At 53.8% G+C, this 14,268-nt stretch carries 4 protein-coding genes; all 4 read left to right on the top strand.

Translation table 11 applies throughout. The annotated features are described in order from the left end of the window. Positions 1–173: 173 nt before the first annotated feature. The 4 genes from VIJ98_RS04125 (at position 174) to VIJ98_RS04110 (ending at position 14,258) form a co-directional block, all read left to right on the top strand. On the top strand, positions 174–4,127 hold the full coding sequence (locus VIJ98_RS04125) for a hypothetical protein (protein WP_323272396.1): 3,954 nt from the start codon (positions 174–176) through the stop codon (positions 4,125–4,127). A 179-nt stretch (positions 4,128–4,306) separates the two neighbouring features. After that, on the top strand, positions 4,307–12,100 hold the full coding sequence (locus tag VIJ98_RS04120) for an Ig-like domain-containing protein (protein WP_323272394.1): 7,794 nt from the start codon (positions 4,307–4,309) through the stop codon (positions 12,098–12,100). Positions 12,101–12,342: 242 nt separating this feature from the next. Then, complete coding sequence (locus tag VIJ98_RS04115; RefSeq protein WP_323272392.1) at positions 12,343–13,503, top strand: pyridoxal phosphate-dependent aminotransferase; 1,161 nt, start codon at positions 12,343–12,345, stop codon at positions 13,501–13,503. Beyond that, positions 13,491–14,258, top strand: coding sequence for an amidohydrolase (locus tag VIJ98_RS04110; RefSeq protein WP_323272390.1), 768 nt, complete (start codon positions 13,491–13,493; stop codon positions 14,256–14,258). The genes VIJ98_RS04115 and VIJ98_RS04110 overlap by 13 nt, the downstream gene beginning before the upstream one ends. Positions 14,259–14,268 lie beyond the last annotated feature (10 nt).

Here is a 14,268-nt window from a genome sequence, read left to right as displayed (position 1 = left end):
ACACCATGCGCAGTGGGAAATTCCCGCTGCGTTTTTTGGCTTTACTCTCCTCGCCATTACTTAAGTGCGCAACGCAAAAATATTTTTGCCCGATACCAGACATATCTGCACAGAACTATTTTTTAGCCTCATTAGGATACCGGCCATTAACACATCATTAATGGTTCAGAAAAATGGACGCCAAAAAAAACCGCTATAACCCTTACGGTACCGAGCAGGACGAACTGCCGTATCAATCAATCGCCAGCCGGGAAGTGGCCGTTTCTGCCGTTTCGCCTGCATCTGCTCCGGAAGAGCGCTTTGACGCTGAGCGGATACAAAAAATCAGCACCGGGGCGCAGCTTGAAACCCTGGCTGGGCTGATTATCCAAAACCACAACAGTCGCCTTGAAATATCCGAGTACAATTGGTTCGGCTACAACTCTAAAACCCTGCTGGTCGGTGAAAAGAGCACCATCAACTTTAGCCTTGGTGCACAGGGTATGTCCGAATTCAGCTTCGACTACTTTGCCCTGCACAACCACACCACCGTAATGAACTTCTACGACGCCGCCGGCAACCTGATTGGCTCCGAGAAGCTGCTCTACACCGGCTCCGTCACCGCCAAACAGTTCGTCATCAAAACCCTGACCTTCACCGCCCCGTCCGGCACCCAGATTGCCCGCGCCGAGCTGGTCACCGGCGACGAGCCCTCCGTCGGCGACTACGGCTTCCATATCGACAACGTGAAGTGGAGTGCATCCAATCTGCTGCCGGTTAACATCACCTTCGACCAGATGCAGAAGGACTCCGGCGCCAGCGCCACCGACTTCATCACCAACGACGGCTCCGCCGGTCGCCAGGTAAACGGCACCCTGAGCCGCGCACTCAGCGCGAACGAAACCCTGGAGTTCTGGGACGGCTCGAAATGGGTGACCGCCAGCGTCAGCGGCATGCGCTGGCAGGCACAGGACAACATTGCGCACAACGCCAGCTGGGAATATAAGCTACGCGTGGTGGATGCCGCCGGCAATATCACTCAGGAACAGAGCCATCAGGTGGTGCTTGATGTCACGCCATCTCAGATACAGGTTATCTTCGATCGCATGAGCAAAGATGATGGCATTGTGGATGACTGGCGTACCACTGATGGTTCCGCTGGACGTATCGTCAGCGGATCCCTCAGTACGGCGATGAGCACCGGTGACGTCGCCGAATACTCGCTTGACGGCGGTATTACCTGGCATCTGCTTACCCTGAATGGCACAGACTGGTCCTTTACCGACAAAGGCAGTCACATTTCCGACTGGCAGTACCAGGTGCGTATCACTGATGTCGCTGGCAATATCAGCTCCCCAGTGATGCAGGACGTGGTGCTGTTGCCACCGCCGGTCCGCCTCAGCTTTGACCGAATGGACAAGGATACAGGCACCAGCGCAACCGACTTCATTACTAAAGACGGCTCCGCCGGACGTCTGGTAGAAGGAAATCTTAGCCGCCTTTTGGAACCTGGTGAAAAGCTGCAGTTCTGGAACGGCACTAAGTGGGTAGAAGCCATTACCAACGGCCTGCGCTGGCATGCACAGGACGACACCGCTCACGGCAGCAGCTGGATCTACAAAGTACGCGTTATTGACGCCTCGGGTAGTACGCTGGAGGATCGACATCAGGACGTCGTGCTCACTCCTTCTCTTCCCATTCAGGCCACTTTTGAGCGTATGGAGAAGGATTCCGGTAGCAGTGACAAAGACTTCATCACCAGAGACGGTTCCGCCGGACGTCTTGTACAGGGAACACTTAGCCGCACTCTGGAGCCTGATGAGACGCTGGAGTTCTGGGACGGCACCCAATGGAGCACCGCCAGCGTTAAAGGACTGGTTTGGCAAGCACAGGACACGGGTGTACACGGTGATAGCTGGCAATATAAGCTGCGAGTCACCGACGTAGCTGGCACCACTCTGCACGAAAAAACTCAGAATGTGACGCTCGATGTTACACCGTCTGACGTTCAGGTTATTTTTGAGCGCATGAGCAAAGATGATGGCGTAGCCGACGACTGGAAAACCACTGACGGCAGTGCTGGACGCACCGTCAGCGGCTCGCTTAGCAAAGCGCTCAGCGCCGGTGATGGCCTTGAATACACAACAGACGGCGGTACCAGCTGGCAGAAACTTGCGGTCAGCGGCCTCAAATGGAGTTTTATTGACGTCGCCGCGCACGTGGCAAGTTGGGAGTACCAGGTGCGCATCATCGACATCGCTGGCAACATCAGCGTGCCCGCCGTGCAAGAGGTGGAACTGGTGCAACCCAATCCCATTACTCTCACGTTCACGCGCATGGAGAAAGACACCGGTGCCAGCGACACCGATTTCGTCACCAGCGACCTCTCCGCTGGTCGCCTGATTGAGGGGATGCTCAGTCGTGCACTGGCGCCAGGTGAGAAGCTGGAGTTCTGGGATGGTACAAAATGGGTTAACCCTGTTGTAACTGGTCTCAGCTGGCAGGCACAAGATAACACTGAACATACCGACAGCTGGACATATGCATTACGCGTTGTCGATCAGGCGGGTAAGTCACTGCATGAGCAGTCACAAGATGTGGTGCACGAACTGATTATCCCTGACGCCGCGAAGCTTGCCGGTATGGGCAAGGACAGCGGGATGGATTTTGAGAATCTCTATACCAATGACGGTCGCGCGGGACGCATTTTCGGGGGCACCTTCGATGCAACAGTGGCCGGTACTCGTGTGGAAGTCACTATCGATGGCGGCCTGAGCTGGCACGACGCGCTGATTGATGGCAACAAATGGGTCTGGCAAGATCAATCTGTACACACTGCCGACTGGACTTTACAAACGCGCATCACCGATGTTGCAGGCAACATGGTTGAAGGCGATATACACCAAATTCGCATGGATGTTGCGCCACCCAACGCACCAGAGCTGATTAATCGTGAAGGCAATAAGCTTACCGTCAGCCTGAAAAACAGTAATGTGGTAGCCGGTGACAAGGTTATCGTCCACCTCGACGGTAAGAATGCCTTTTATACGCTGACCAGCGCGGATGTTCAGGCAGGCCAGGCTATCGTGACATTGCCCGCTAGCATACGTCTTTCAGCGGAATATCGCGCCGCCTTTATGGATGCGCACGGCAACGTCTCAAACTATTTCTCCCGTACCCCATTAGCGATTGATTTTGAAGATCATCAGGATGTTAGCAGCCCAAGAGCGAATAGAGTTTATGACTTTGGCCGCTACAATCTCCGCTGGGCTGGCCCTGATACGACATTTGATGGCATTTTCAGTTGGGCTTCTGCACAAGGCCCTATTTGGGGTGATAAAGGACTAGGATTAGTCTTCACCAATTCGGCGACGCTCGAATTAAATAATGATTTTAGAACCAATAAGGTCATTTTCGATGCCAGAGCCATGAAAGAAAGAGATATTCGCGTCGATTTTTATGATGGTGGAACTGTCGTTCATTCCCTGCAGATTTATAAAAGCAACGGTATTTATCAACACGTTGAAGTCACGCTTCCTGCCGGTAAAACGTTCACTGCGATGAAATTCTCAGGTTTAGGTAGAGGTACTCCCGCTGTTGTCGACAACCTGATTTTCGAACTTAATAACGATAAGTTGCTGCCCACTGAAACTGTTCAAACCGTGATTAACGGCGATTTGATTAGCGTGGGTGATAACCTGGATAACACCTTTATTGTTAATAAGGTCAGCGATCTGAGCAAAATCGAGATGCTGAACGGCAACGGTGGCATCGATACGTTGAAGCTGAACGGGGCAAACGAGACGCTGGATCTCACCTCTTTCCTCGGCAAGATTCAGTCAATGGAAGTGATCGATATTACCGGCAGCGGCAATAACATCCTCAACCTGTCGCTGGGCGATATTCTGCAGCAGGGCGGCAAAGATCTGTTAAATATGTCCGGCAACGTGCAGATGGTGGTGAAAGGCAACGCCGGGGATAAGGTTAACCTCTCCGATCTGCTACCGGATAATGGCGACGCTGGCGACTGGAGCAGCAGCGGCAATGTTACGGTCGGCGGCGTAGTCTACACCGTCTGGCAGCACAGTGCGCTCGATGCTGAACTGCTGGTACAGAGCGGCGTAACAACCAATCTGATCAATCACTAATCACGCCACTACGCGCAGCAGGAACCTCTTCCACTGCGCGTACTCTCTTTTATCCTCTTCGCCATTTCTTAAGTCTTCCGCGCAAAAATATATTCTTCGGATAACAGACATGTCTGTACGGCGTATTTTTTTTGCCTGTTTAGGATACCGGCCATTATCTCAATTCAATGGTTAAGAAAATGGATTTCAAAAAGAATCGTTACAACCCTTACGGTACCGAGCAGGATGAACTGCCTCAGTCATCCAGCGATTTCCTTGATCCGGCCGTTTCCGCCGCACCGGTAACCGATGCTACGTTGCTGGCCTCTGCCTCGCCGATCGGGGAAAGCTTTGATGAAGAGCGCGTACAGAAGGTAGCCATCGGCGCCCAGCTCGAAACCGAGACGGGTTTGATCATCCAGAATCACAACAGTCGCCTTGAAATCGCCGAGTTCAACTGGTTCGGTTACAACTCCAAAACCCTGCTGGTGGGTGAAAAAAGCACCATCAACTTCAGCCTTGGCTCTCAGGGCATGTCCGAATTCAGCTTTGATTACTTTGCCCTGCATAACCACAGTACGGTGATTAACTTTTACGATGCTGATGGCAACCTGATTGGCAGTGAAAAGCTTTTCTACACCGGCTCCGTCACCGCCAAACAATTTGATATCAAGACCCTCAGCTTCACCGCCCCCGCCGGCATGTTGATTGCCCGCGCAGAGCTCATCACTGGCGATGAGCCGGGTGTCGGCGACTACGGCTTCCACATTGATAACGTAAGCTGGACCTCCGCAGGTTTGATACCGGTTGGATTCACCTTTGACCGCATGGACAAAGACTCCGGCAGCAGCGGCAGCGACTTCATCACCAAAGACGGATCTGAAGGACGTAGCGTGGAAGGTACGCTGAGCCGCGCCCTCGCCTCCTCCGAAACTCTGCAGTTTTGGGACGGCAGTAAGTGGGTCGATGCCACCGTAACCGGCATGAACTGGCAGGCGCAGGACGACACCCTGCACAGCGCCGACTGGGAGTACAAATTACGTGTCGTTGATGCGGCAGGCAATGCCACGCCGGAGCAGAGCCATCAGGTGGTGCTGGATACTACGCCATCCGACGTGCTGGTTACCTTCGGGCATATGGATAAGGACGATGGTACCGATGCGCGTGACTGGGAAACCACCGACGGCAGCGCCGGACGCACGGTATATGGCTCTCTGAACAAAGCGCTGAGCGCTGGCGACATCATTGAATACTCACTCGACGGCGGTAAAACCTGGCTGGCGCTCAGCGTAGCTGCCGACAACAGCTGGAGCTTTAACGATAACGCCGCTTACACCAGCGACTGGGAATATCAGGTCCGCATTACCGATATAGCCGGCAACGTTACCGTGCCGATCACACAGACGGTGACGCTGGCTGAAATTATGCCCGTCATTACTGAAATGTGGGACAACCACGGCGGTAACGATCTGGTCGCTAATAACGGTTATTCCGACGATCTCATGCCAACGTTGAAAGGCACCGGACAGCCCGGAGCCACGCTCGATGTTTATGCCTTTTACAGCAACGAAAGCAACAGCAAAAAAATAGGATCGGTGCTCGTCAAAGCAGACGGCACATGGGAGTGGACGCCATCAACAGCACTACAGCTGGGTGAAATTACCTTTGATATGGTGACAAAGACAGGACTGGCTTCGGATCCCGTTACGCTCAACCTGGTATCTGCCCCAACCGTCGATAAAGCCTTTGATAATGCCGGGCAGAATACCGACTGGCTGGCTAACGGCGATGCCACCGATGACAGCACCCCGCGCCTGTACGGTAAAGCGCTGCCCGACAGCCTGGTTTATATCTATGACAACGGTTCACTGATTGACAGCGTTACCACAGACGCCAGCGGTGCCTGGGAGTGGGAACACGCCACCGGCATGAGCGTTGGCAGGCACAGCATCACGGTGAAAATGGAGAAAGGCGCGTTCCAGAGCGACTTCTCGCAGCCGTGGGAGTTTGAATACGTCAGCATGCAGCCGGTCAGCTTTACCCTTACCAGCATGCAGAAGGACACCGGCAGCAGCCAGACCGACTTCATCACCAACGATGGCTCAGCCAACCGCGAAGTCAGCGGCACGCTCAGCCGCGCACTCTCCGCGTCAGAAACGTTGCAGTTCTGGAACGGTAGCGCCTGGGTCAACGCCTCCGTTACCGGCATGAGCTGGAAAGCGCAGGACGCCACAGCGCACAGCGCCGACTGGGAATACAAACTGCGTGTGGTCAACAGCCTCGGTGACGTATCGCCAGAGCAGGATTTCCAGGTGGTATTCGACACCACGCCATCTGACGTGCAGGTCACCTTCGATCATATGACCAAAGATGACGGCAGAGACACTCGAGACTGGAAAACCACCGACGGCAGCGCCGGGCGTACTGTACACGGCACGTTAAACAAAGCGCTGAGCGCGGGAGACATCGCAGAGTACTCACTCGACGGTGGTAAAACCTGGCTGACACTCAGCGTCGCCGCTGACAACAGCTGGAGCTTTAACGACGGCAGTGTGCACACTGGTGACTGGGAATATCAGGTGCGCATCATCGATATTGCGGGCAACGTGACTACTCCGGCGAAACAGGCGGTGACGTTAGAATATATTGTCCCGACAATAACCGAGGTATGGGATAACGTCGGTGGTAACGATTTAGTGCCAGATAACGGTTATTCCGATGACCTTACGCCAACATTAAAAGGCATTGCTCATCCGGGCCAGCTGTTACATGTTTATGCTGTCTATAATGGCAGTCCGATAGACAGCATTGGTTCGGTTATTGTTAATGCCGACGGGACGTGGGAATTTACGCCTGTAACACCGTTACCATTGGGGGAAGTCTCTTTTGACCTCGTCAGCCTGGACCCAATTTTAATTTCTGCACCGGTCACTATCACTCTGGTCAGTGGCCCAACCGTTGATAAAGCCTTTGATAATGCCGGGCAGAATACCGACTGGCTGGCTAACGGCGATGCCACCGATGACAGCACGCCGCGCCTGTACGGTAAAGCGCTGCCCGACAGCCTGGTTTATATCTACGACAACGGTTCATTGATTGACAGCGTTACCACAGACGCCAGCGGTGCCTGGGAGTGGGAACACGCCACCGGCATGAGCGTCGGCAGGCACAGCATCACGGTGAAAATGGAGAAAGGCGCGTTCCAGAGCGACTTCTCGCAGCCGTGGGAATTTGAATACGTCAGCATGCAGCCGGTCAGCTTTACCCTTACCAGCATGCAGAAGGACACCGGCAGCAGCCAGACCGACTTCATTACCAAAGATGGTTCAGCCAACCGCGAAGTCAGCGGCACGATCAGCCGCGCACTCTCCGCGTCAGAAACGTTGCAGTTCTGGAACGGCAGCGCCTGGGTCAACGCCTCCGTTACCGGCATGAGCTGGAAAGCGCAGGACGCCACAGCGCACAGCGCCGACTGGGAATACAAACTGCGCGTAGTTAACAGCCTCGGTGACGTATCGCCAGAGCAGGATTTTCAGGTGGTATTAGACACCACGCCATCTGACGTGCAGGTCACCTTCGATCATATGACCAAAGATGACGGCAGCGACACACGTGACTGGGAAACCACCGACGGTAGCGCCGGGCGCACCGTGCACGGCACGCTGAGCAAAGCACTCAGTGCAGATGACATCATTGAATACTCACTCGATGGTGGTAAAACCTGGCTGGCACTCAGCGTTGCCGCTGACAAAAGCTGGAGCTTCACCGACGGCAGAGCACATACCGAAAACTGGGAATATCAGGTGCGCATCACCGATATTGCCGGCAACGTAACCGTGCCGGTTAAGCAGGCGGTCACCCTGACTGAAATTGCGCCCGTCATCACTGAGATCTGGGACGATGTCGGCAACAGCCGCGTGGTGCCACATGAAGGTTACACCGATGACTTTACGCCACGCCTGGTCGGCACCGGTCACCCGAATTCGCAGCTTGAAATCTGGGCAAAATATGGCAGTGACAAGCTGATTAAAGTGGGCACTGTCGATGTGAAAGCAGACGGCACCTGGACCTGGACGCAGCCCACACCGGTGACGAGTGAAACTGTACGCTATGCGGCAATCTCACCGTCAGGCCTCTATTCCGATCTGTATGACATCACGCTGGTTAAACCGCCGACCATCGAAAAAGCCTACGATGATGCTGGTCAGAACAAAGACTGGCTGGCTAACGGCGATGCCACCGATGACAGCACCCCGCGCCTGTACGGTAAAGCGCTGCCCGACAGCCTGGTTTATATCTATGACAACGGTTCACTGATTGCCAGCGTCACCGCAGACGCCAGCGGTGCCTGGGAGTGGGAACACGCCACCGGCATGAGCGTCGGCAGGCACAGCATCACGGTGAAAATGGAGAAAGGCGCGTTCCAGAGCGACTTCTCACAGCCGTGGGAGTTTGAATACGTCAGCATGCAGCCGGTCAGCTTTACCCTTACCAGCATGCAGAAGGACACCGGCAGCAGCCAGACCGACTTCATTACCAAAGATGGTTCAGCCAACCGCGAAGTCACCGGCACGCTCAGCCGCGCACTCTCCGCTACGGAAACGCTGCAGTTCTGGAACGGCAGCGCCTGGGTCAACGCCTCCGTTACCGGCATGAACTGGAAAGCGCAGGACGCCACAGCGCACAGCGCCGACTGGGAATACAAACTGCGCGTGGTCAACAGCCTCGGTGACGTGTCTCCGGAGCAGGATTTCCAGGTGGTTCTGGACACCACGCCTTCAGCTGTTCAGGCGTTCTTCGTTGAGATGAGTAAAGACGATGGCACAACTGGCGACTGGCAGACCTCCGATGGCAGCGCCGGACGCAGCGTATCAGGCATCTTTGACAAAAAACTCGATACCGGTGATATCGCCGAGTACTCGCTCGATGGCGGTAAGACCTGGCACCCGATGACGGTTAACAATCTCTTCTGGAGCTTTACCGATAACAACGCGCATACCACCAACTGGGAATATCAGGTGCGCATTACCGATATCGCGGGGAATACCACCACGCCGGTTAAACAAAGCGTGGTACTCGGCGACGCAGCTCCAGCTATCACTGAAGTTTGGGATGACGTAGGTGGCAGTAATGTCGTGCTGCAGAATGGTTATTCGGATGATCTAACCCCAAGGCTCAAAGGTACGGGTACACCGGGGGATAAGATTTTTATATTCCTGCTGGATAAAAGTGGAACGGGAACCGGGCATATATTTTCCAAGCCCTATCCTGTAGTGGACAGCAAAGGTAACTGGGAATGGACATCACCCACGGCATGGCCGCTGGGCAAAACGGAAGTCTATGTCATTAGCCAGAAAACAGGTGCTGAGTCAGCCATTTACACTTTCAATCTCGTTGAAGGACCTACCATTGAAAAAGCCTTTGATGACGCAGGGCAAACCTCAGAATGGCTGACTAACGGCGCAACCACCGATGACAGCGCGCCACGTTTGTATGGCAAAGCGCTAGCGGGCAGCCTGGTTTATATCTACGACAACGGCAAGCTGATAAGCAGCGTCACCGCGGATACCAATGGAGTCTGGGAGTGGGAACATGCCACAGGTATGAGCGTCGGCAAGCACAGCATCACGGTGAAAATGGAGAAAGATGCCTTCCAGAGCGACTTCTCCCCGCCGTGGGAGTTTGAGTACGTCAGCATGCAGCCGATCACCTTCACGCTCACGAGCATGGAGAAAGATACCGGCATCAGCCAGACCGATTTGATCACTAATGATGGCTCAGCCAACCGTGAAGTTGTAGGCAAAATCAGCCGCAAACTCGTCGCTGGTGAAACGCTGCAGTTCTGGAATGGCAGCGCGTGGATTAATGCCACTGTCACCGGTAAGAACTGGAAAGCACAGGATGCAACCGCGCACACAGCCGACTGGATCTATAAATTGCGCGTTGTTGATGGTGATGGGAATTTCTCGCCGGAGAAAGAGTTCCAGGTCATTTATGACATCACGCCTTCAGATAACAATCCAAAATTTGAATTTATGGAGAAAGATGATGGCGTGGGAGCTCGAGACTGGATAACCAGCGATGGCAGTAAAAATCGCCTGGTTCACGGTTCACTCGCTAAGCCACACAGCCCAGGTGATAGGGTTGAATACTCGCTTGATGGGGGAAAAACCTGGAAGGAAGCCACTCTATATGGCTCAGGAGCGTGGCGGTTCACCGATGATAAAGCGCACACGAGCAACTGGGAATATCAGGTGCGCACTGTCGATGTGGCCGGTAATGTTTCAGTGCCAGTGAAGCAAACTGTGACACTCGAAATTAAAGCAAGCTTCGAAGTTTGGGATTACGTGGGTGGCAGCGATAAAGTGCCAGAGAACGGATATTCTGATGACCAGCAGCCGACGATCAAAGGTACCGCAACGCCCAACAAAAAAATCGACGTATATATCGTGGATAAAAACTCGAGAGCGTTAGACCAAGGTACTGTAATCGTGTCCAGTGATGGCCATTGGGAATGGAAGCCTACTGTGATCATCCCGCCTGGTGATGTATTTGTTGCTATTCATGGAATATCTCCAGAGGTTTATTACCCCATAACCATCGTTGCGCCACCGACCATTGAGAAAGCATTCGATGATGTCAAAAATGTCGCACTTCCTTCAGGTGCCACTAGCGCAGATTGGAGTCCCGAATTTGCAGGTAAAGCACACCCTAAAAGTGTGGTTTACATCTATGACGGCGTCACTCGTATCGACAGTGTTAAAGCTGACGCCAAAGGTGATTGGGAATGGGAATATGCGGGTGGCCTAAGTGTCGGCTTACATAAAATCAATGTGAAAATGGGAGTGGGAACCTTCCTGAGTTCCTCGTCTGCTGACTGGGAATTTATCTATGCCAATCCCGTTACCATCAAGCTTTCGCAAATGGATAAGGATACGGGTAGCAACCAAACCGACTTCATTACCAATGATGGAACCGCAGGACGCAACGTAACGGGCACGCTTAGTAAAGCACTGGGCGCAGGTGAAACCCTGAACTTCTGGAACGGCGTTTCCTGGTCTAAGGCCACCGTCACCGGGACAACATGGACGGCCAGGGATAATGCGGCACACTCCGGTAACTGGCAATACAGGCTTCAGGTCGCTGACAGCAAAAATAATGTTCTCGCTGATCAGATTAAAAATGTGGTGTTGGATAAATCCACTACCGCACCGGCCATAGAAAGGGTAGCTGTCAATGGTGACAATTGGGGTGGCTACGTGGGTCATTACGGTAAAACCAAAGATCGTACGCCAACCCTTGAAGGCCATGTTGAAAAAGGGGCCACGGTAACCATTCAATATGGCATTGATAATGGTGCCTGGTTAGGAACAGCGACCGTGCAGGCCGATACAATTAATGGGAGTTGGGTCTGGACACCAGCGACGCCTTTATATGATGAAGCCTGGGACTTCCGCATTCAGTACACCGATCGCGCCGGTAATACCAGCGCGTGGTCGCCCCAATTCACCATCATTATTGATACTAAGTCGACTTTCTCCGTCAACGACATTGCTGTAAATGCCGAATGGGATGGAAGCGGCATCCATGGCGTAACGTTGGATGATAATGCTCCGCTGGCGATTAACACGCTGAACATAACCGGCAGCAATCAATCACTTGATTTGTCAGCACTGCAAAAAAGCTTATCTGCCCTCAACACCATTGATCTCAGTGGCGACGGTGATAATCAGCTAACACTCAGTGCCGAAGATGTGTTGGCTTTGGGACAGCATGCCCTGTTCATTGATGATGATAAGAAGCAGATTCAGGTGAAGGGTAACGAAGGTGATAGCGCGATTTTGGCCCGTCAGCTGGAGAACTTTGATGCTAACGAATGGGTAGTTGCAAAAGGTACGATTACCTCTTCAGGCGTCGAGTATCACGTGTGGCACAATCAAAACTCAGATGTCGAAATTTTGATTCAGGCCGGATTGAAAACGGAACTCATGTAATGCGCAGGTCGCCATAAATGGCGACCCTACAAAGGATTGGCGCGTTTTTCGTAGGGTGCGCATTTATGCGCACCCTGCAGAATCACCAGCAATTTTCATCGCTAATCTGCAAAACTCAATAATAACGACCAATATTGATTTGGACCTCTAAGCGTCTGGATTGCCCTGAATTGTTATCCTGTTTATAGTGACGACAACACAAGGTGACTCCGCAACGACATTCGCGCTTAAGGCCATAAACAATGACGCAGCACAACCTGATCCCCGAGAGCAAATTACCGGCGCTCGGTACCACCATTTTTACGCAAATGAGCGCACTAGCGCAGCAACACAACGCCATCAATCTCTCGCAAGGTTTCCCCGATTTCGACGGCCCACGCTACCTGCAACAACGTCTGGCCTTCCACGTCAGCCAGGGCGCCAATCAATACGCTCCAATGATAGGAACATTGCCACTGCGTGAAGCGATTGTTGAGAAAACCGCTGCGCTTTACGGCCACACGCCTGACGTTAACAGCGACATTACCATCACCGCAGGCGCCACCGAAGCGCTCTACGCCGCGATTACCGCATTGGTGCGTGCCGGTGACGAAGTGATCTGCTTCGACCCAAGCTACGACAGCTACGCGCCTGCCGTGCAGCTGGCGGGCGGCGTGTTAAAACGCATCGCCCTGCAGCCGCCGGGTTTCCGCGTTGACTGGCACGAATTCCGTAGCCTGCTGAGCAGCAAAACCCGCTTAGTGATTCTGAACACGCCACACAATCCTTCCGCTACCGTGTGGCACAAAAGCGATTACGTCGAGCTGTGGCAGGCAATTGCAGAGCAGGAAATCTATGTGCTGAGCGACGAAGTGTATGAGCACATCTGTTTCGCCGAAGCGGGCCACGCCAGCGTGTTGGCGCATGCTGAACTGCGTCAGCGTTCGATTGCGGTATCGTCATTTGGCAAGACCTTCCACATGACCGGCTGGAAAGTGGGTTACTGCATTGCCCCGGCAGCGATCAGCGCTGAAATCCGCAAAGTGCATCAGTATCTGACTTTCTCGGTGAACACACCGGCGCAACTGGCGATTGCCGATATGCTGCATCAGGAGCCTGAGCACTATCGTGAACTGCCAGAGTTCTACCGGGCGCGCCGCGATCGCTTTATTCAGAAGCTCTCCGCCAGCCGATTCAAGGTGCTGCCGTGTGAAGGCACTTACTTCCTGCTGGTCGATTACAGCGCGATCTCCGATCTGGATGACGTGAGTTTCTGCCAGATGCTGACCAAAGAAGTCGGCGTGGCGGCCATTCCGCTGTCGGTATTCTGCGCTGAACCCTTCCCGCACAAGCTGATTCGCCTGTGCTTTGCCAAACAAGAGGCGACGCTCGACGCCGCTGCGGAGCGCTTATGTCAGCTTTAAAAATTACCGTTCTGCAGGAAACCCTGAGCTGGATGGATGGCGCAGCCAACCTGCGTCACTTCGATGGCGTGCTGAAAGGCATTGAAGGCCGCGACATCATTCTGCTGCCGGAGATGTTCACCACCGGTTTTGCCATGGAGGCCGCCGAAAGTTCGCTGCCTCAGGATGAAGTCGTCGCCTGGCTGCACGCGCACGCGCAAACCAGCAACGCGCTAGTCGGCGGCAGTGCGGCGATCCAGACGGAAAAAGGCGCGGTGAACCGCTTCTTGCTGGTCGAACCGAACGGCACGCTGCATCAGTACGACAAACGTCATTTGTTCCGCATGGCCAATGAGCATCAGCATTATGTGGCGGGCGAAACGCGCGAAGTGTTTGAGTGGCGCGGCTGGCGTATTCTGCCGCAAATTTGCTACGACCTGCGCTTCCCGGTGTTTTCCCGCAATCACAATGATTATGATTTGGCGCTGTATGTCGCTAACTGGCCAGCTCCGCGTGCGCTGCACTGGCAGTCGCTGCTGTTGGCGCGAGCGATTGAAAATCAGGCTTACGTCGCGGGTTGCAACCGTGTCGGCAGCGATGGCAATCAACATCAATACAGTGGCGACAGCCGGATTATTTCGCCACAGGGTGAGATTCTGGCGGCTGGCGAGCCGTTTGCGCGCGCGCGTTTGGATGCGGAGTTGTCACTCGAAGAGTTGCAAGTCTACCGTGAACGTTTTCCGGCATGGCGTGACGCAGATAACTTTACCTTATAAAACAACGCAG

Source organism: Pantoea sp. S18 (assembly GCF_045689705.1).
Lineage (GTDB): Bacteria > Pseudomonadota > Gammaproteobacteria > Enterobacterales > Enterobacteriaceae > Pantoea > Pantoea symbiotica.
The sequence above is the reverse complement of the archived record's forward strand: the minus strand, read 5'-3'. Positions and strand labels throughout refer to the sequence as shown.